The sequence below is a fragment of the Cryobacterium frigoriphilum genome (genome assembly GCF_004403305.1).
Lineage (GTDB): Bacteria > Actinomycetota > Actinomycetes > Actinomycetales > Microbacteriaceae > Cryobacterium > Cryobacterium frigoriphilum.
Map to the genome: position 1 here is coordinate 58,672 of NZ_SOHE01000021.1, position 20,171 is coordinate 78,842.

Annotated in this window: 17 protein-coding genes; 3 read left to right on the plus strand and 14 right to left on the minus strand. The window is 66.9% G+C overall.

The features are described from left to right. Positions 1-6: 6 nt before the first annotated feature. The 14 genes from E3T55_RS05490 to rsmI form a co-directional block, all read right to left on the minus strand. Positions 7-1,770 carry a phosphate ABC transporter substrate-binding protein PstS gene (locus E3T55_RS05490; protein ID WP_241992883.1) on the minus strand — a complete coding sequence of 588 codons (1,764 nt, stop codon included), beginning with the start codon at positions 1,768-1,770 and terminating at the stop codon, positions 7-9. Continuing rightward, positions 1,767-3,041 (minus strand): phosphate ABC transporter permease PstA, encoded by a 1,275-nt coding sequence (gene pstA, locus E3T55_RS05495; protein ID WP_134518574.1) that lies wholly within the window; start codon positions 3,039-3,041, stop codon positions 1,767-1,769. The genes E3T55_RS05490 and pstA overlap by 4 nt, the downstream gene beginning before the upstream one ends. Next, the gene (pstC, locus tag E3T55_RS05500) at positions 3,041-4,102 is read right to left on the minus strand and encodes a phosphate ABC transporter permease subunit PstC (RefSeq protein WP_241992884.1); all 1,062 of its coding nucleotides are present in this window, start codon (positions 4,100-4,102) and stop codon (positions 3,041-3,043) included. The genes pstA and pstC overlap by 1 nt, the downstream gene beginning before the upstream one ends. Before the next feature lie 68 nt (positions 4,103-4,170). Continuing rightward, the gene (locus E3T55_RS05505; protein WP_166791687.1) at positions 4,171-4,515 is read right to left on the minus strand and encodes a hypothetical protein; all 345 of its coding nucleotides are present in this window, start codon (positions 4,513-4,515) and stop codon (positions 4,171-4,173) included. 371 nt (positions 4,516-4,886) lie between these two features. Beyond that, complete coding sequence (locus E3T55_RS05510) at positions 4,887-5,546, minus strand: methionine ABC transporter permease (RefSeq protein ID WP_134518577.1); 660 nt, start codon at positions 5,544-5,546, stop codon at positions 4,887-4,889. Further along, a complete protein-coding gene (locus E3T55_RS05515) occupies positions 5,546-6,574 on the minus strand; it encodes a methionine ABC transporter ATP-binding protein (RefSeq protein WP_134518578.1) in 1,029 nt (342 codons plus the stop codon). The genes E3T55_RS05510 and E3T55_RS05515 overlap by 1 nt, the downstream gene beginning before the upstream one ends. A gap of 133 nt (positions 6,575-6,707) precedes the next feature. Continuing rightward, positions 6,708-7,628: a MetQ/NlpA family ABC transporter substrate-binding protein gene (locus tag E3T55_RS05520; protein WP_241992885.1), complete on the minus strand. Its 921-nt coding sequence runs from the start codon at positions 7,626-7,628 to the stop codon at positions 6,708-6,710. Between the two features lie 191 nt (positions 7,629-7,819). Beyond that, a complete protein-coding gene (locus E3T55_RS05525) occupies positions 7,820-9,613 on the minus strand; it encodes an ABC-F family ATP-binding cassette domain-containing protein (protein ID WP_134518579.1) in 1,794 nt (597 codons plus the stop codon). Between the two features lie 47 nt (positions 9,614-9,660). Continuing rightward, entirely contained in the window at positions 9,661-10,596 is a 936-nt protein-coding gene (locus E3T55_RS05530) for a 4-(cytidine 5'-diphospho)-2-C-methyl-D-erythritol kinase (protein ID WP_134518580.1), read from the minus strand. Positions 10,597-10,605: 9 nt separating this feature from the next. Further along, complete coding sequence (locus tag E3T55_RS05535; protein ID WP_134518581.1) at positions 10,606-11,220, minus strand: hypothetical protein; 615 nt, start codon at positions 11,218-11,220, stop codon at positions 10,606-10,608. 544 nt (positions 11,221-11,764) lie between these two features. Then, positions 11,765-12,565, minus strand: coding sequence for a 16S rRNA (adenine(1518)-N(6)/adenine(1519)-N(6))-dimethyltransferase RsmA (gene rsmA, locus E3T55_RS05540; protein WP_241992889.1), 801 nt, complete (start codon positions 12,563-12,565; stop codon positions 11,765-11,767). Positions 12,566-12,810: 245 nt separating this feature from the next. Further along, the gene (locus tag E3T55_RS05545; protein WP_134518582.1) at positions 12,811-13,794 is read right to left on the minus strand and encodes a TatD family hydrolase; all 984 of its coding nucleotides are present in this window, start codon (positions 13,792-13,794) and stop codon (positions 12,811-12,813) included. Next, the gene (metG, locus tag E3T55_RS05550) at positions 13,787-15,415 is read right to left on the minus strand and encodes a methionine--tRNA ligase (protein WP_134518583.1); all 1,629 of its coding nucleotides are present in this window, start codon (positions 15,413-15,415) and stop codon (positions 13,787-13,789) included. Before metG ends, E3T55_RS05545 begins: the two co-directional genes overlap by 8 nt. Positions 15,416-15,502: 87 nt before the next feature. Continuing rightward, positions 15,503-16,384: a 16S rRNA (cytidine(1402)-2'-O)-methyltransferase gene (gene rsmI, locus E3T55_RS05555; protein ID WP_134518584.1), complete on the minus strand. Its 882-nt coding sequence runs from the start codon at positions 16,382-16,384 to the stop codon at positions 15,503-15,505. 51 nt (positions 16,385-16,435) lie between these two features. On the opposite strand from rsmI, the gene E3T55_RS05560 reads away from it, so the two are divergent. The 3 genes from E3T55_RS05560 to E3T55_RS05570 form a co-directional block, all read left to right on the plus strand. Next, positions 16,436-18,016, plus strand: coding sequence for a dolichyl-phosphate-mannose--protein mannosyltransferase (locus tag E3T55_RS05560; RefSeq protein WP_241992886.1), 1,581 nt, complete (start codon positions 16,436-16,438; stop codon positions 18,014-18,016). 158 nt (positions 18,017-18,174) lie between these two features. Beyond that, positions 18,175-19,275: a fatty acid desaturase family protein gene (locus E3T55_RS05565; protein WP_134518585.1), complete on the plus strand. Its 1,101-nt coding sequence runs from the start codon at positions 18,175-18,177 to the stop codon at positions 19,273-19,275. A 165-nt stretch (positions 19,276-19,440) separates the two neighbouring features. Then, positions 19,441-20,171 (plus strand): YeiH family protein (locus tag E3T55_RS05570; protein WP_134518586.1); only part of this gene is annotated, 731 nt, incomplete at its 3' end.

Sequence of the window (20,171 nt, forward strand, 5' to 3'; positions counted from 1 at the left end):
CTCACGTTAGGAACCGTCCGTAACCGGGGAATCAGAGGATCGTGGTCTACCCCGCAACGAGAGGTGAATTCTTGGCATTCTGGAGCGGACCCGGCCGCGCCTGAGCCCACGCCGGGGCCCACGCACGCCGACCAGCCGCCGTGAGCGGGAGATGAAGGGCGGCGCCAGAATCATCACCAGTGCCAGCGTTGAAGCCAGAACGGTCGCGATCCCCGACAGGGTCACGGCGGGGTTCGCCGCGAGCTGCACGGGAATTCCGGCGACGACGGTGGCGGCCACGGTGGACTCACCCGCGATCGCGTCGAGTCCCCCCGAAGCCGCGCCGGACGCATCTGCTGTCGACGTCGCCCCCGCCGTGCCTGCCGTGGTGCCGTCGGCCTGCGTAGCGCCAGTCGCCGTCGCGGCCGCGGCTGCGGCACCACCGGGGCCGCTGACGGCCGTTGCGGTGTCCTTGGATCCGCCGGTTCCCGTGGCGCACTGCGCGGGGCCGATTTTGTCACAGGCCTGAGGCTGGGGGGCCGTCGCTGCGAGCTTGTTGCTGCCATCTGGTGAGAATGTGGGGTTGTTGCACTGGGCGATGTCTTTGTTGGTCGGGTCACCGCCCGGAATCTTCTTGACCTGGTTCAGCCCGGCCTGCACGAGGTTGATGGGCAGCGGAGAGTAACCGAGTACCTCGGCCTGCTGCTGCCCCTCACAGAGAAAGTAGTTCGTGAAGTCGGCCAGGGTCAGGCCCTTGTCTTCGGTGAACCCGTACTCCAAAGCTGTCGGCACGATCATGTAGCTATAAGAGGACAGGGGGTACGAGCGCGCGTCGGCGTTTCGGTAGACCCCGTCGAGTTGCTGCGTGAGGTAGTCCGGGGAGGCGGCGTCTTCGTTGATGGTCGCACCCATCAGGGCAACCGCCACATTGGATGCCGTCGGCTCGTTGTAGAAGCCGGCCGAGTTGAGAATTTTCGCAACCGGAAACCGGGCGTTGAGGGCATACGAGTACTCGACGTAGGTAATCGACCCCTGGGCGTGAGTTTGGGCGACATAGGCGGCGACGCTGTTGGAACCCGACCGGGCGATGAAGGGAGACCCGGTAGCGACCGGATAGTTGGAGGTGATGCCGCAGTTCGACTTGCCGAGCTTGGCACAGTAGGCCTGCCAGGTTGCGGCGTGCTCGGTGAACATCCACGAGGTGAACTGGGCCGTCGTACCCGAACCATCGGACCGCACGACGGGGATGATCGGCACGGCGGGCAGGGCGAGACTGGGGTTATCGGCGGCAACTGCCGCGTCATCCCAACGCAGAATGTCTCCCGTGAAGATGCGGGCCAGGACCTCACCCGACAGGCGCAGGTTGGTCACCTTCTTGCCGCCGATCACCAGGTTGTACATCAAGGCGGTACCACCGGCGACAATCGGCATGTAGGCAAACTTGCGGGCGGGACGCGGATCGACGATGTCGCTGTTGGTCAGAGCGTAGGGAATCTCCGACACGGCAAAGTCCTTGCCGCCGTTCTGCTGCCCGAACTGCTGCCGTCCTGCCGACGACCCCGAGTCGTCATAGGTGACCTTCCACTTGTAGTTGTCCCAGACGTTTCGAACCCATTGCTGCAGCGCGTTGGCAGACCAACTCGAGCCGACTCCGGCAATCGGATAGTGCGCGGCACCAATGGCCTCTGCCGAAGGCACCGGGGCACCGGCCAGTCCACCCAGGACCGCCGCGGCGACCACCATGCCGATAATTCGGCGGCGCCAGCCACCTGATCTGCGGGGTCGCATCATGACCGGTCGCCTTTCGCACGAGGCTCACTGGAACGCCGAGTCTGCCCGTCGGCGCGCAGTGCCCGCGACGCACGATGCGCGCTGACGTCACGGGCGAGGTAGCGGTAGTTGAGCGCGCGCGAGCTCGCGGTGATGCGGCGGAAGTGGCGCGGCGTCAGCTGGCCAGGGCCGCGCCCGCCGATCACCCGCGCGAGCCAGAACAGCACGAGCACCACGAGCATCAGCACGGCCGCACTTCCAAACCCGCGGGCGATCATGCCGGGTTCGGGGGACTTGACGAAGGCGAAAGTCGCCAGGGGCAGGGAGACCATGGGCCCGGAAAACGGGTTCAGGTTGAGAAAAGTGGTGAGCCCGGCAGTGAGCAGCACCGGAGAGGTCTCGCCGATGCCTCGGGCGGTTCCGAGCACCACCGCGGTGGTGAGTCCCGAGCGGGCTGTGGGAAGCGTGACGGTCCACACGGTTCGCCAGCGGCTTGACCCCAGCGCGAACGCAGCTTCCTTGAGATTGCCCGGTACGAGGCGCAACACGACATCGGCGGAGCGGATGATGATCGGCAGCATCATCACCGTGACGGCGCAGGATGCCGCAAATCCGGACCGCTCGATCCCGAGGCCCAGGATGACGGTGGCGTATATGAAGAGCCCGGCCACAATCGAGGGCAGGGCGGTCATGGCCTCGACAACCGTTCGCACCACAGCGGCGTAGCGCCCCGGAAATTCACTGAGGAAGACCGCGGTCATGATGCCGAGCGGAACGCTGATCGCCAGGGCGATCGAGATCATGATCAGGGTGCCGGCCATACCGTGCAGCACACCGCCGGCCGTCAGCGGGTCGAGGGGCCCCGCGTTGCTCATGTCCTGGGTAAAAAAGTTCGCGTGGGCTAGGGCTTCCCAGCCGCGACCAAACGTGAACGTCACAACGGCCGCCAGTGCGAGCAACATGACGAAACTAAGGGAGTGCACGAGGGTCGTGATCAGCTTGTCGACGACCACCGGCACGGATTCGGTCAGCCCAATGAGAACCGCATAAAAGAGCATGAACAGGGCGTGTGCGACCAGGATGAAGGCCAGCATGCCCTGGAAGGCGAAGAGCTGGTTCTGCAGCCAGCTGGCCAGCGCCACCGCGGCCAGCAGCGAACCCGCCAGCGCAAAGACATCGTTGCGGCGCAGGCCACCGGTGGCACGGCGGGGCTCGGCAATCAGCAACTCCGAATTCACCGGAACTCGGGTCGGAGAAACGACGTTCAGCAGGGTCGTGGGGATGGGGGGCATTAGTCGCTCGACGCTCCGGATCGGGATTTGGAAATGATGATCGATGCCCCGAAGTTGACGAACAGGGTCATCACGAACAGGGCGAGGCCAGCCGCCATGAGGGCCGAGATCTCGAACGGCGACGCCTCGTTGTACCGCAGGGCGATCAGGGCCGAGATCGAGTTCGACCCCTTCTCGAGGATGTGCGGTTGCACCGCGAAAACGGGGCTGATAATCAGGTACACGGCAATGGTCTCGCCGAGGGCCCGGCCGAGGCCGAGCATGGTGCCGCCGATCATGCCGCCTCGGCCGAAAGGCAGCACCACGCTGCGAATCATTCCCCACTTGGTGGCGCCGAGCGCGAGAGCTGCCTCGCGCTCGCCGATCGGCGCCTGCGTGAAGACCTCGCGCATGATCGAGGTGGCGATCGGGGCCACCATGAGCGCCACGACGATAGCGGCGATGAAGGTGGATGCCGTGAACACGGTGGGGCTGGCCAGCGGATCGTTCGGATCGAACCCGGTCACCGCGAAGACGGGAATCCAACCACAGTACGTGGAGATCCACTGGGACACACCGAGGATATTCGGCTCGAGCAGGAACATTCCCCAGAGGCCATATACGACGCTGGGCACCGCGGCCATGAGGTCGACGATGCTGGTCAACACCTGGCGGATGGCGAGGGGCGCGTATTCGCTGATGTACAGGGCCGTGGCCACGGCCAGGGGAACCGCGAGCACAATAGCGGTGACGGCGATCAGGATCGTTCCGGCGAGAACGGCTGCGATGCCGAAGTTGCCAGAGTTCGGGTCCCAGGCCTCGGTGGTGAAGAAGTTGAAGCCGGCGACCGACAGCGCCTGGTTACCCTGAATGAGCAGGAACAGCCCGACCAGGCTCATGATCGTGAGCACCAGTGTGCCGGCGCCGCGGGAGATCCCCTCGAAGATCCGGTCCTGGGTGCTGGCCCGCGTGGTCAAGCGGCGCCGGCCGGAGTCCGGCGTATCCGCCTGATCGATAACGGAGTCCGTCAGAATCAGTTCGAGGATCTCCGTGGCCAGCAGGTCTGTCGGTACGGCAACCACCGGAATCAGACGAGTCTCCTCGATGTCATCGGGGTTCCCCTGCCCCCCGGGGGGACGCGTTTTGTCGTTCATCGCAGCGCGACGCGCGGTGCGGTCGCCTGCCACTCCACGTACTGGCGCGCACCCTCGGCGATCTGGGCCAGCGGGAGGCTCGCGAGCGATAGGTCAACCGCGTGCCGGCGCTCACGCTCGGCCACGTACCACCGGGCACAGACGACCTCGGGAATCTGGTCGACCTCGACGTACCAGCCGTAGGCACCACGCCGGTCGTCACTGACCAGCGTGACGTTTCCCCGAGTGGCGACCGCCTCGGCCGCTCGCACGGCCGACGCCCGGGCACTGGCGAAGTCAGCGTAGATGTCAGCGCTGCGGGCCAACTCACGGTTGTTGGCCGAGAGCAGCTGCCAGATCACCGATCGGCTTTCGTCCGCTGGCGGCCGTTCTGCGCGAGCACCCGCCGGGGTATTGCGATCGATGACGCGTCGCCGGTGCTCGTGCCAGGGCAGCAGTTTCGCACTCACGGGGCTGGAAAAGCGCGTGAAAGTAATCCGTGGAACGCCCATTGCTGTGGTGCAACTCTCTAGAGACGGCCCGCGTTGTACTGGCACAGCAGAAAAACTATTGAGCGACGATGAATCCCACCGTGCCGGAGCATGAACTAATACACAGCGTTGTCTGAACGGCGCGTGTACGCCAGGACACAGCGAGGTGACCACCCAGATTGGGGTGACACCAGCGTTCTACGGCCGGTTCGACCGCGCCGTTACGGGCCGGTGCACCGCCTCTAGCGGCGCAGAGCCTTACGGGCCAGCGAGTTGCCGAGGAACTGCACGAGCTGCACGAGGATGATGATCAGCAGTACCGCGGCCCACGTCACGACGGGCTCATACTGCCGGTAGCCGTACTGCAGAGCGAAGTTTCCGAGGCCGCCGCCGCCGACGAAGCCGGCGACCGCCGACATGTCCACGAGGGCGACGAAGATGAACGTGAAGCCGAGAATCAACGGGCCGAGCGCCTCGGGCAACAGCACCGTGAAGATGATGCGCACCGGCCCGGCGCCCACGCTGCGGGCGGCGTCGATCACCCCGGGCGTGACGGTCAGCAGGTTCTGCTCGACGATGCGGGCCATTGCGAACGAGGCGGCGAGCGAAATCGTGAAGATGATGGCGTCGTTGCCGATGCCGCTGCCGGTGACGGCGCGGGCGAGCGGCTGGGCTGCGGCGAGGAAGATGATGAACGGGATCGGCCGGATCACGTTCACGAGCACGTTGAGCACGACGAAGACGGGCTTGTTGTCGAGGATGCTGCCGCCGCGGGTCAGGTACAGCCCGAGCCCCACGATGAGGCCGCCGATTCCGCCGAAGAAGAGGGTCGCCGCGACGATGTAGAGCGTCTCGCCCGTCGCGGTCCACAGTTCGGGCAGCAGGTTGATGAGCGCATCCATCAGCGCACCTCCGTGACGGTCGTGAGCAGACGTACCCGCTCGAGCGCGGCATCCACTCGGTCGTCGTCGGCGTGCAACGCGAGCGTGAGGTGACCGAACGGACGCCCCTGAATTTCATTGACGCCACCGTAGATCACCTGGAACGGAACACCCGCTCGCACGAATTCTCCGAAGACCTCTGACTGGTCGACCTCGGTGTCGCGAAACGACAGGGTCACGATGCGCCCGGTGTGCCGTTCGCGCAGCACCTCGAGCTCCGGTGCCGAGGGCACGCCCTTCACAACGGTCGACACGAAGCGAGCGGATGCCGGGTGCTGCGGGTTCGAGAACACGTCGAACACGGGTCCGCGCTCGATGACCTTGCCCTGGTCCATGACCGCAACCTTCGTCGCGATGGTCTGAATGACGTCCATTTCGTGCGTGATCACGATGATCGTGATGCCGAGCTCGGCGTTGACCCGCTTCAGGAGCGCGAGCACCTCGTGCGTCGTCTCGGGGTCGAGCGCGCTCGTGGCCTCGTCGGCGAGCAGGATGCTCGGGGAGGTCGCGAGCGCCCTCGCGATGCCGACACGCTGCTTCTGCCCGCCCGAGAGCTGGTCGGGATAGGACTTCGCCTTGTCGGTCAGGCCGACGAAGCTGAGCAGCTCGGCGACCCTGGCGGCGCGGTCCTGCTTCGGAAAGCCCGCGACCTCGAGCGGGTAGGCCACGTTGCCGGCGACGGTACGCGAGCCGAGCAGGTTGAACTGCTGAAAGATCATGCCGATGCCGAGCCGAATCTTGCGCAGCTCGCGCTCGGGCAGGGTCGCGATATCGCGCCCGTTGATATGGATTTCGCCGCCGGTGGAGCGTTCGAGGGCGTTGACGAGCCGCACCAGGGTGCTCTTGCCGGCGCCGGAATAGCCGATGATGCCGTAAATGTCGCCGGCCTCGACGTCGAGGCTCACCGAGTCGATGGCCGTGACGGTGGCGCCACCCTTCGTGCTGCTCGGGTAGCTCTTACTGACGTTCCGCAGCGACACAACGCTCATACGGACTCCTGTTCTGCTGTTCGTGGTGCTGACTTCAAGTCACGCGAGTGAGCAGTTCTTGCGCTTCCCGGCTCGGGAGGCGCCACAACTGCTCACTCGCGAAACGGTACGCGTGGTGCGGGTGGTGCGTGAGCTACTTGGCGGCTTCGACGTCGGCGGTCACGCCGGCCAGGGACTCTTCGAGCTCGGCGGTCGTCGCGACGAGCGGCACCGCGGTGTCGCCGGAGACGGCCATGAGGCCATCCTGAACGTCCTGGTTGGTCTGGAAGATCTCGATGAGCTTGAGGAAGGTCTCGTTGTCCTTGTCTTCGGCGCGCGAGGCGAAGACGTTGATGTACGCGAAGGCATCCGCGTCGGTCGGGTCATCGGCGGCGAGAGCGCCCTCGAAGGTGAGGCCGGCCTTCTCGACGAAGTCGTTGTTGATGACGGCCGCGGCGACATCGGCGAGCGACGCGGCGGTGAGAGAGGCTTCCAGGGCTGTGACGGTCACCTTGGAGTTCTCCTCGTCGATGTCGTCGAGGCCGGAGAGGTTGGTGCCGCCACCGTCGAGGGTGATGAGGTCTTCGGCCTGCAGCAGCAGCAGCGCGCGGGCCAGGTTGGTCGCGTCGTTCGGAACGGCGACGGTGTCACCCTCCTGAATCTCGTCGAGGCCGTCGTACTCGGTCGAGTACAGCCCGAGCGGGTAGATCACGGTGGAGCCGATCGGCACGAGGTCGGAGCCGCTTGAGACGTTGTAGTCCGCGAGGAACACGAGGTGCTGGAACTGGTTCATGTCGAGCTCCCCCTCGGTGACGGACGGGTTCAGCTGCTGGTACTCGGCGAAGTCGACGAGTTCGATGCTGATGCCCTCCGCAGCGGCGGCCTCCTGGTAGATGTCCCAGTACGGGTCACTCGCGCCCACGACACCGATCTTGATGACGTCGTCTTCGGTGCCCGTCGCCGCCTCGTTGGAGCCGCCGGCGCATCCGGCCAGCATCGCGACGACAGGAACGGCCACGAGGGCGCTGAGCCAGGACTTCTTGACGGAACGAGACTGCTTCGGTGAGATACGCACGGGGTTTTCCTTTTCGCTACGGGGTAGTTGCTGTGTGAGTGCCGTTCGATCACGACAAGCGGGCACAGAAAATCCACGCGTAAAAGGTGTGGGGGTCTGTGCCGCAGCTCCGCGAGGCACCTGTCAACGATAACCGGCGAAACTGCGACCCCCAACCACCCGTGACACACGCTGTCACAGATGCTGCGCGCTTAGCTCTCCAGCAGCACGGAAAGTTCGACCCAGCGCGTTTCGAGCGTTGCGACGGATGCTTCGAGTTCGCTGAGTTTCACACCGAGCGCCCCGAGACCGGCAAAATCGGACTGGTCGTGAGCGGCGATCTTCTCGTGCTTGAGCACGATGCGGTCTTGCAGCTTGACGACCTTACGGTCGATCGATGCGAGCTCCTTCTGCGCGTTGCGCAGCTCGGCGCCACCGAGGGAGGACACCTTTTTGACCGGACCGGACGCATCCGCCGGCGAACCCTGCGCGGGGCCGGCGACGGCCTTGTGGCGCAGCTCGAGGTACTGGTCGACGCCGCCCGGCAGGTGGCGGAAGGCGCCGTCCATCACCGCGTACTGGTTGTCGGTCACGCGCTCGATGAGGTACCGGTCGTGCGAGACGACGAGCAGTGTGCCGGGGAAGGAATCGAGCAGGTCTTCCATGGCGGCGAGCATGTCGGTGTCGAGGTCGTTTGTGGGCTCGTCGAGAATCAGCACGTTCGGCTCATCGAGCACGATCAGCAGCAGCTGCAGGCGTCGCTTCTGTCCACCGGAGAGGTCCTTGACCTGGGTCGTGAGCTGCGCGCTCAGAAAGCCCATGCGCTCAAGCATCTGGCCGGGCGTGATCTCTTTTCCACCGGCCATGTAGCTCGTCTTCTGGCGTCCGATGACGTCACTGACGCGGTCGTTGCGGATCTCGTCGAGCTCGAACAGTTGCTGGGTGAGCACGGCGACCTTGATGGTCTTGCCGCGCTTCACGTGGCCGGTCGTCGGCTGCAGCGAGCCGGCGACGAGGTTCAGCAGGGTCGACTTGCCGGCACCGTTGACGCCCATGATGCCGGTGCGCTCCCCCGGCGCGATGCGCCAGGTGATGTCGTTCAGCACCGTCTTGTCGCCGAACTTCACGCCGATGTCGATGAGGTCCACGACGTCTTTGCCGAGGCGCTGCATGGCCATCGACTGCATCGTGACGGTGTCGCGGGGCGGCGGCTCGTTCTCGATCAGCACGTTGGCGGCGTCGATGCGAAACTTGGGCTTCGCGGTGCGGGCCGGGGCGCCGCGGCGCAGCCAGGCGAGCTCCTTCTTCATCAGGTTCTGGCGCTTGGCCTCGACGACGGATCCCATGCGGTCGCGCTCGACGCGCTGCAGGATGTACGCCGCGTAGCCACCCTCGAAGGGTTCGATGAGTCGGTCGTGCACCTCCCAGGTGATGTTGCAGACCTCGTCGAGGAACCACCGGTCGTGAGTGACGACCACGAGGCCGCCGGACTGTGTGGCCCAGCGGGTCTTGAGGTGGCCGGCGAGCCAGCTGATGCCCTCCACGTCGAGGTGGTTGGTGGGCTCATCGAGAAAGATCACGTCGTGGTCGCCGATGAGTACCGCGGCGAGGGCGACGCGGCGGCGCTGGCCACCGGAGAGGTCGTCGACGAGGGCGTCCCACGGAATGTCCCGCACGAGGCCGCCGATGACGTCGCGTACCTTGGCGTCGCCGGCCCAGACGTGTTCTTCGATGTTGCCGACGACGGTGTGGCCCACGGTCTGGCCCGAGACGAGGTCGTCGGACTGGTCGAGCATGCCGATCGTGACACCACGACGACGGGTGACGCGGCCGCCGTCGGGCTCCATGCGGCCGGCGAGCAGGCGCATGAGGGTGGACTTGCCGTCACCGTTCTTGCCGACGACGCCGATGCGGTCGCCCTCGTTGAGGCCGGCGGTGACCTCGTCGAAGATGACGCGGGTGGGAAATTCGAGGTGTAGGGACTCAGCCCCGAGCAGATGTGCCATAGCCTCCGAGTTTAGCCGACGCCCGCGCCGCCCGCGGCGGGCAGAGGCTAGTCGTGGATCAGGCGGGCGCCACGCACCGGGCCGGTGGCCCGCACCACGCGCAAGCGGGAGGCGCTCAGGGCAACCTGCAGCTCGAGGGCGCTGTCGGCATCCGCTACCAGAAAGGCCACGGTCGGGCCGGAACCCGAGAGGATGCCGGCCAGCGCGCCGTTCTCCTCGCCGAGCTGCAGCACCTTGCCGAGGCCGGGTGCGAGGTGCAGCGCCGGGGCCTGCAGGTCGTTGTGGAGGCTCTCGGCGAGCATGACAGCGTCGCCGGCGCGCAGAGCCTGCAGCACGTTGGAGTCGACGGTCGGCTGGACCTGCGCAGGATAAATGTCCTGCGCGTGGCGGGTGCGGTGGCGGTCGAGCTCTCGGTAGACGGCGGGCGTCGACATGCCGAAGTCCGCGATGGCGAGCACCCACTGAAACTTGCCCTTGGCCAGGGCCGGGCTGAGCTGGTCACCGCGCCCGGTTCCGATCGCGGTGCCGCCGGTGAAGGCGAAAGGCACGTCGGCGCCGAGCTTCGCGCCGAGGGCGAGCATCTCCTCTCGGCTCGCGGCCGTTCCCCAGAGGGCGTCGCACGCGAGCAGGGTGGCGGCGGCATCCGCTGACCCGCCGCCCATGCCGCCGGCGATGGGCACGTTCTTCTCGATTTCGAGGTGCACTCCACCGCGATAGCCCGCCTTGCGGGCGAGCAGCCGGGCGGCCTTGATGGCGAGGTTGCTGCCGTCGACGGCGAGGCCAGAGGTATCGATCGAACCGGTGAACGTCACCGAGAAGTCGTCGGCCGGGTAGGCGCGCACGTCTTCACTCAGCGAGACCGCCTGAAACGCGGTCGCGAGGTCGTGGTATCCGTCGTCCATCACGGTGCCGACCTTCAGAAAGACGTTGATCTTTCCGGGGGCCCGCGCGTGCACAACCTGCGAACCAGCCGGGGTGATCATTGTTTCAACTTAGCCCAGCCCGCGGGCGGCTTCGAACGCGGCGGCCGCGAGCCACGCGCTCAGCGCCATTTTCACCGGGGCAGCCATGTCGGGGTCGGCGAGTCGCTGGTTGGTGAGGGTCACCGAGGTGCGCCCGTTCTTCGTGGGATTGGCCGTCGCGAGCAACGAGCCGCCGCGCGCGACGGCGCCGACCTGGCCGGGGAGCGGCCAGCGCGCCGTGGCATAGGCGGCCGTGCTGCTCCGGCTCGCCGGTGCACCGAGTGAAGCGCTCAGCACGGCGACCACCACGTCGAGCGCCCGAGTTTGTTCGAGCGGGAGGGTCTTCGAGGCGCTGACCTCGAACGTGCCGTCGGCGCGCTGGCCGGGCAGGCGCAGGCCGCGGGCCTGCTCGTAGCCGACGGTGATGCCCTGGCACCACCACGCGTCGACTCCCTGCTCGGTCTGCAGCCACCGTGCGATCTGCGGATGCGGCCACGCGGGAGTCGAGGGCGACCGTCCGTGGGCGGGCGCCCCGGGCGCCCCCTGCTCATCGAGCACCGCGAACCATTGGGCCCAGGTACGGCCGGTCGCGGCACTCAGGGCCGCGTCGCTGATGCCTTCGCTGCTGCTGCTGATCGGAGTCATGACATGAATCTAGCCCGCCGCCCGCGCGCCGCGGGAAATGTGTCCGGCGGCCCCGGGCATCCACTCGGCTGCGCGGATATCTCGCCAGGCTCGGCCGCCGGCGCCGCGGCGCGGGTGCTGCGCCGCTACGCGGTAGTTGCGCCGCTACGCGGTACTTGCGCCAACCCTCTGCACAGAGTCCTGAGAGGTGCGCGGTACCTGCGCCGCTGCGCGGTAGGCGTGCCTACAGCGCAGCGGCGTTAGTACCGCGCAACTCGAGATCCGTCGCGCCGCGCGTGCGCCGCGCGGTAGTTGCGCCGCTGCGCGAGAGTTGCGCCGCTACGCGGGTACTGCGCCGCTGCGCGGGTACTGCGCCGCTACGCGGGAGCTGCGCCAGGTGTGCCAAGTCCTCCCCCGAGCTGCGCGGGTAGTGCGCCGCTACGCGGGATGCACGCCACCCGCGCAGCGGCGCAATACCCGCGCACCTCCACCTGACCCCCTGAACAGACCTCGCCGCGCGGGAGCTGCGCCGCTACGCGGGAGTTGTGGCCACCCCGCCGCGCGGCTACGCCGTGGCGAGCTGGGCGCGGGCTATCGCGAGAAAGTGCTCGACCGTGAGCTGCTCGCCACGGGTCGTCGGGTCAATGCCGGCTCGCGTCATGACCTCAGAGGCAGCGGCCGAGTCACCGAGCACGACCGAGAGCGATTGCCGCAGCATTTTGCGACGCTGCTGGAAGGCAGCGTCGACGAGGGCGAAGGTCGCCCGCCGCAATTCCTCGGATTCCAACGGCACGGCGCGGCGCTCGAACGCGATCAGGATCGAGTCGACGCCCGGGACGGGCCAGAATACCTGGCGGCTGACCTTGCCGGCGGTGCGGAACGCGCCATACCAGGCTGCCTTGACGCTCGGGCTGCCGTAGATCTTGTTGCCGGGCGGCGCAGCGAGGCGCTCCCCCACTTCGGCCTGCACCATGACGACGCCGGCCCGAATCGACGCGAAGTTCTCCAGCAGGTACAGCAGCACCGGCACGGACACGTTGTACGGCAGGTTGGCGACGAGCCGCGAGGGGTCGCCGGGCAGCTCGGTGATCTTGAGCGCGTCGCCCAGGATCACGGTCAGCGGGGCTCCGGGCTGCAACAGCTCGACGGTCAGCGGCAGCTGCTCCGCGAGGCGGTCATCGATTTCGACCGCGACAACGGATGCCCCGATCTCCAGCAGACCCAGCGTCAGCGAGCCGAGCCCCGGACCGACCTCGAGCACGGTGTCTCCGGGGGAAACGGTGGCGACCTTCACGATGCGGCGCACGGTATTCGCGTCGATCACGAAGTTCTGGCCGAGCTTCTTGGTGGGGTTCACGCCGAGCATTTCGGCCAGGTCGCGGATCTCGGCGGGCCCGAGAAGCGTCTTGCCGGGCTTCGCTGCGGATGGCGTGGAGTCGGAGTCGGTGGCGGCAGACTCGGCCGGAGCAGACTCGGCCGGAGCAGCCTCGGCCGGAGCGGACTCAGCCGTGGCGGGGGTCGCGGGGGTCGGATCAAGGTTTTCCGGCATGACGGGGGGCGTGACGGACGACTCGCCGGGCGTGACCGGCTCATCGGCGCTGTGACGGCCGGTCATGCGAGGGGCCCGTCGGGGCGCACCACGAGCGCGGGATCGACGAGCGAGGTCACCGGTTCGGCGTCCCAGCGGCCGTAGACGAGTTCGGTGTTGGAGGTGATTTGTGCGGCGAGCAGGGTGACATCCGTTTCGAGGTGCGCGGCCATGCCGCGCAGGGTGTGGGGCAGCAGGTACGGCGCGTTGGGGCGGCCGCGGTAGGGCAGGGGGGTGAGGAAGGGGGCATCCGTCTCGGCCAGCAGCAGTGTGCGGGGCGCGGCGGCGAGGGCAGCCCGTAGCGGCGCGGCGTTTTTGAACGTCACGTTGCCGGCGAACGACATGTACCAGCCGTGTTCGGCGCAGATCGCGGCCATTTCGGCGTCTCCCGAGAAGCAGTGGAACACCGTGCGCTCCGGCGCTCCGACCCGCAGCAGGGTCTTGATGACCTCGGCGTGGGCGTTGCGGTCATGGATCTGCAGCGCCAGGTTGTGCGCTTTCGCGATCTCGATGTGGGCCTCGAAACTCGCGAACTGGGCGGCCTGGCCGTCTTCGCCGGTGCGGAAGAAGTCCAGCCCGGTCTCGCCGATCGCCACCACGCGCGGGCGCCCGGCGAGCTCGTTGATCTCGGCGAGGGCGTCGTCGAGGGTGCCGGCGGCGTCATAGAGCGGCGCTTCGTTCGGGTGCAGGGCGACCGCGGCGAGCATGCGGGGTTCGATCAGTGCCGTTTCGGCCGACCAGCGCGAGGTCTCCAGGTCGCCGCCGACCTGGATCACGCCGCGCACGCCGACGCTCGACGCCCGGTCGAGCTGTTCGCCGTAGCTGAGCGGATGCTCCCCATCGCTGATTTCAAGGTGGGTGTGATTGTCGTAGACGGGCACGACGAGCGGTTCGGGCAGTGGCGGGTACTGCAGGTCGCGGCCCCGCGTCTGCTCACGCTGGCGGATCGGCGCTCCGTACGGCGACACGAATGACGCGTCGCCCGCGCCGGTGCCACTGTTAGGCATTGTGCGGCTCGGTGACAGGAACCGCGGTCACGGCGGGAGCGGCCGGAACGGCGGCGGCGGCCTCGACGGTCGCCTCGATGCGCGGGAACAGCGCCTCGAGCGGGGCGACCCGGCCGGAACCGGTCCACTCCGACGCTTGGTCGATGCGCTGGTCGGTGACGACTCCGGTGCCGCCGAGAGCGGTCCAGAGCTTCGCGGTGGCGAGCGGCACGACCGGGGACAGCAGCACGGCGAGGGTGCCGAGGCCGCGTACGGCCGTCGCGAGCACGGTCTCGAGGCGCTCGCGCTTGGCCGGATCCTTGGCCAGGCTCCAGGGTTCTTCGAGCGTGAGGTAGCCGTTGAGCTCGTCGACGAGTTCCCACACCGCGGTGAGGGCCTCGTGGATGGCGAGCCGGTCGATGGCCTCGCCCGCGGCATCCGTCGCCCGCAGCTCGGTGGCGTGGATGGCCGCGTCGCGCTCGCTCAACGGGCCCGCGGTGGGGATAACGCCGTCGCAGTAGCGCACGACCATCGCGATGACGCGCGAGGCGAGGTTGCCGAAACCGTTGGCGAGCTCGGACTGGTAGCGGGCCGAGAGGTCCTCCCACGAGAATGACCCGTCCTGGCCGAAGCTGATGGCGCGCATGAAGTAGTAGCGAAAAGCGTCGGAGCCGAAGGTGTCGGTGATCTGGCTCGGCGCGATGCCGGTGAGCTTGGACTTGCTCATCTTCTCGCCGCCGACCAGCAGCCAGCCGTGGCCGAAGATCTGCTTGGGCACCGGAACGGAGGCTGCGAGCAGCATGGCGGGCCAGATGACGGCGTGGAAACGCAGGATGTCTTTGCCCACGACGTGGGTCGCCGGCCAGCGGCTGTTGAAGGTGTCTTCGTCTTCGCCGTAACCGATCGCGGTGATGTAGTTCAGCAGCGCGTCGAACCAGACGTACACGACGTGGGTTTCATCCCACGGCACCTTGATGCCCCAGTCGAAGCTCGAGCGCGAGATCGACAGGTCGCTCAGGCCGCTCTTCACGAACGAGATGACCTCGTTACGGGCCGATTCCGGCTGGATGAAGTTGGGGTTGGCCTCGTAGAGGGCCAGCAGCTCGTCGGCGAACGCACTCATCCGAAAGAAGTAGTTCTTCTCGTGCAGCAGCTCGACGGGCTTGGAGTGGATCGCGCAGACCGGCTGGCCGGCGTACTCACCGGTGCCGTCGACGAGGTCGGTGGTCTGCTTGTATTCTTCGCAGCCGACGCAGTAGTAGCCCTCGTACTCACCGGTGTAGATGTGACCGGCGTCGTAGAGGTGCTGCAAAAACTTCTGCGCGTTCCGCTCGTGGCGCTCGTCGGTGGTGCGGATGAAGTCGTCGTTGGCGATGTTCACGGTCTCGAGCAGCGGCTTCCACGCGGTCTCCACGAGGCGGTCGGCCCATTCCTTCGGCGAGACCCCGTTCGCCGTGGCGGTGCGCAGGATCTTCTGGCCGTGCTCGTCGGTTCCGGTGAGCAGCCAGGTGTCATCGCCGCGCTGGCGGTGCCAGCGCGCGAGCACATCCACGGCCACCTCGGTGTAGGCGTGCCCGATGTGGGGCACGTCATTCACATAGAAAATGGGCGTGGTGATGTAAAAAGAAGAGCCGTCAGACATGCTGACATCTTATGCGGGGCAGCATCGCTCGCCCCAACCGGCGTCTGTCGCGTTACGCCCCGCGGCCCGGCTGCGGCCCGACCGGGCTCAGCGGCCCGGTTCGCGCCCGCCGACACGCTCCGATTGGGCACCGCCGGCCTTCGGCCCGGCCGGCGCCTTCTGCTGCAGCGCCGCCTCATACAGCTCACGCTTACCGAGCCCGCTCGCCGCAGACACGTCGGCCGCGGCCTCTTTCAAGCGGATACCGCCTGCCACCAGCGCGAGCACCTCCGCCACCCCGGTATCCAGCGACAGCACCCGCACCTCGGCCCCGGCGATGACGATCGCGATCTCGCCCTTGACTCCGGCGGCGGCCCACTCGGCCAGCTCGCTCGCGGTGCCACGCTTGACCTCTTCGTAGAACTTGGTCAGTTCGCGGCAGACGACCAGGCGGCGATCCGCGCCGAGGGTGGCGGCGACATCCGTCAGGCTCGCCGCGAGGCGGTTCGGGGACTCGAAGAACACCATCGTGCGCTGCTCGGCGGCCAGCGCCGTGAGGGTCGACACCCGTTCGCCGTGTTTGCGCGGCAGGAAGCCCTCGAAGGTGAAGCGGTCGGTCGGCAGGCCGGACACGGCGAGGGCGGTGAGCACGGCAGACGGGCCGGGCAGTGCCGTGACGACGACGCCGGCGGCTGCGGCCGCGTCGACGAGGTGGAACCCGGGGTCGGACACGGTCGGCATGCCGGCGTCGCTCAGCACCAGCACGTCGGTGTCGCGGGCCATTTCCACCAGTTCGGCGGCCTTGTCCCGTTCATTGTGGTCGTGCAGGCTGATGAGCTTCGGGCGGTTCTCCACCCCGAGGGCCTTGAGCAGGTGCACGGTGACGCGGGTGTCTTCGGCCGCAATGACGGTGATGGTGCGCAGCGTCTCGATGAGGCGCGTCGAGGCATCCCCCAGATTTCCGATGGGGGTGGCGGCGAGGATGATCATGCAACCAGTCTCGCAGGCCCGACCGCAACGGCCGCTCTATACGATGGTCAGGTGCTTGCATCAAGTCGCGCGGTCCGCTGGGCCGGCCCCCTCCTCGTCGTCATCCTTGCTGCAGCGCTGCGCCTCTGGAATCTCGGCCACCCGCACTCCCTCGTCTTCGACGAGACGTTCTACGTCAAAGACGCCTGGACCCTGCTCAACAACGGGTACGAGTCGACCTGGCCGGAGAACGCCGACGCCCTCTTCGCCGCAGGCAACTCCTACATCTTCACGACGGATGCCTCCTTCGTCGTTCATCCGCCGCTCGGCAAATGGCTGATCAGCCTCGGCATGATCGTGCTGGGCCCGGACAACGGCTGGGGCTGGCGCATCACGACGGTCATCGTCGGCGTGCTCGCGGTCGTACTGCTCATGCTCATCGCCAAGAAGCTGTTCGGGTCGCTGTTGCTCGCGACGATCGTTGGCTTTCTGTTCGCGATCGACGGTCATGCGATCGTCATGTCGAGGGTGGCGCTGCTCGACAACTACGTCATGTTCTTCGCCCTGCTCGGGTTCGGCGCGGTGCTGATGGACCGGGACTGGCATGCCACCCGGCTGGCCGCATCGCTCGCCGCTCGGCGGAATGCGGGCGCAGAGCCGAGCTGGGGCCCGACCCTGTGGTGGCGCCCGTGGCTGCTCGCGGCGGGTCTCGCCTTCGGCCTGACCGCCTCGGTGAAGTGGTCTGGCCTCTACTTTCTCGCTGCTTTCGGCGTCTACCTGGTCATCGTCGATGCCCTCGCGAGGCGCCGTGCCGGGGTGCCATTCTGGCTCAGCGCCGCGGTGCTGAAGCAGGCGCCGGCCACCTTCCTGCTGCTCGTACCGATCGCGGTCGTCACCTATCTGCTGTCATGGACCGGCTGGTTCCTCACCCGCGGTGGCTACTACAGGGAGTGGGCCAACGGCGAAGGCGCCGCCTGGACCGGTGCCCTCGCCTGGGTGCCGAACTCGCTACAGAGCTTCTGGCACTACCAGGACGCGGCCTACAGCTACCATGTGGGGCTCAGCACGCCGCATCCGTACCAGTCGAACCCGCTCACGTGGCTGTTCATGATTCGCCCGACCAGCATGTTCTACGAGGGCTCGAACCGCGGTGAAAACGGATGCGGCTACGACGTCTGCTCCGAAGCCATCACCTCGGTCGGCAACCCGCTCATCTGGTGGGCGTCGACCGCCGCCCTGTTCTACCTGATCTACCGGCTGGCCCGCTACCGCGAGTGGAAGGTCGGCTTCATTCTCATGGGCATGGTCGCCGGGTACCTGCCGTGGCTGATGTACCTGAACCGTACGGTCTTCCAGTTCTATACGATCGCGTTCGAGCCGTACCTGCTGCTCGGGCTCACGTTCTGCATCGGTCTGATCATGAAGCAGTTCGGGTCGCCGAAACGTGACGGGAACCTTACGGGCTCCTTAACAGACGGCTCAGTGTCGGGGTCTGGCTGGCTGCGCGACCGCAGCCTCGTCGGAGTGCGGATCGTGATGGTTTTCCTCATCGTCGCGACCCTCGTGAGCGCCTTTTTCTACCCCCTGTGGACCGGTTCGCAGACGTCCTACGACTTCTGGCGGATACATACCTGGATGGAAAGTTGGCGCTGATCGGGGATCGATATATGCCCGCGATGGCATATAGCGACTGGGAATGCGGCGTTAAAACGTCGCTTTTCTCCAGCGGTCGACCCTAGACTGGCGGGTATCTGATCTACGAGTAATTGCTCACGTCCCGGCTGAGAAGTCCCACGAAGTATTAAGGCCTCATGTCGGAAGCAACTGCCGCACCCACGGTCCGCATCATCAGGACCCGGCCGGGTGGAGATTCGAAGAATCCCGCGAGCGAATATTCCTCGCTGCTGCATACCGTGCGTAACCTCGGCCTGCTCGGGCGGGCCACCGGTTACTACTGGGTTGTCTTCTCGATCCTCGTGGTGACCTTTCTCGGCGCGGCCGCCGGCTTCGTGCTGCTCGGTGACAGCTGGTTCCAGCTGCTCATCGCCGCCGCGCTCGGCATCATCTTCACGCAGTTCGCCTTTCTCGCCCACGAGGCGTCGCACCGCGCGGTGTTCACCTCTGGGCCGGCCAACGACCGGGCCGGTCGCGTTCTCGCGAACCTGTTCGTGGGCATCAGCTACGCCTGGTGGATGACCAAGCACAGCCGTCACCACGCCAACCCGAACGTGATCGGTAAAGACCCCGACATCGAACCCGACGTCATCCGCTTCAACGAGAAAGACGCCTCAGAGGTCAACTGGCTCACCTCCTTCATCACCCGCAAGCAGGGCTACCTGTTCTTTCCGCTGCTGACCCTCGAGGGCATCAACCTGCACATCCACGGCTTCAAGACCGTCTTCGGCAAGGGCAAAGTCGACAAGCGCGCAACCGAGATCGCCATGCTGACCACTCGCATCGTGCTCTATGTCGCCGTCATCTTCTACTTTCTGCCGATCGGCATGGCGTTCGCCTTCATTGGCGTGCAGATGGCCGTCTTCGGGGTCTACATGGGTGCCTCCTTCGCGCCGAACCACAAGGGAATGCCTCAGCTGCCGGCCGACAGCCGGGTGGACTTTCTGCGCCGCCAGGTGCTCACCTCCCGCAACATCAAGGGCGGCCTGGCCATGGACACCTTCATGGGCGGCCTGAACTACCAGATCGAGCACCACCTGTTTCCGAACATGGCCCGCCCGCACCTGAAGAAGGCACGCGAGATCGCCAAGGAATACTGCGACTCCCACAGCATCAACTACACCGAGACCGGACTCTTCCAGAGCTACGGCATCGTCATCGAGTACCTCAACCGGGTCGGCCTCGCGGCTCGCGACCCGTTCGACTGCCCGATGGTCACACAGTTCCGCCGCAGCTAGCACGGTTTCGCCGCAGGGACGCCGCTCGAACGAACCGGCCGTCACCCCTCACGGGGTGGCGGCTTTGTCGTGTCCGTGGCGTCTCGAGGCGCCGCGCGGGCACGGCACGGCACAGCACAGCACAGCACAGCACAGCACGGCACGACCGCAGCTTAGGCTGAGTCCATGTGGATACCCGGTGTGCTCGTGGCAGCCGCCGCGGCCCTCATCGCCTGGGGCGTGCACTCACTCGTGCCAGCCCTCCCCCTGCTCACCCTGGCCGTCGCGCTCGGAATCGTCGCCGGGCAGCTGCCCCTACTGCGTGCGCTGCTCGGCGGAGTGTGGGCGCCGGGCCTCGAGGTCGCCGGGGTACGTTTCATGCGGCTCGGCATCGTGCTGCTCGGGCTGGGCCTGAGCCTCACGGACATCGCCGACCTCGGCTGGGTCGGCATCGTCAGCACGGTCGCGATTGTGCTCGGCACCTTCGGCGGCACCTGGTGGTTGGGCCGTCGGCTGGGCCTGCCCGGTCACCAACCGTTGCTCATCGCCACCGGATTCTCGGTCTGCGGCGCGTCGGCGATCGGTGCGATGAGCGGCGCCATCGGAGCGAAGAAGACGGATGCCGCGGTGCCGGTCGCCCTCGTGACCCTCTGCGGAACCCTCGCCATTGCCGTGTTGCCGGTGCTGTGGCATCCGCTCGGGCTCTCCAGCCTGCAATTCGGCCACTGGGTCGGAGCGAGTGTGCACGACGTGGGCCAGGTCGTCGCGACCGCTCAGATCGCCGGCCCGGCGGCCCTCGCGGTGGCCGTCGTCGTCAAACTGACCCGGGTACTCATGCTCGCCCCGATCGTGACCGTGGCCGCCGTCATCGCCCGCCGCGCGACGGCCGCGACGCCCGCCGCGCCGCCCGCACCCGG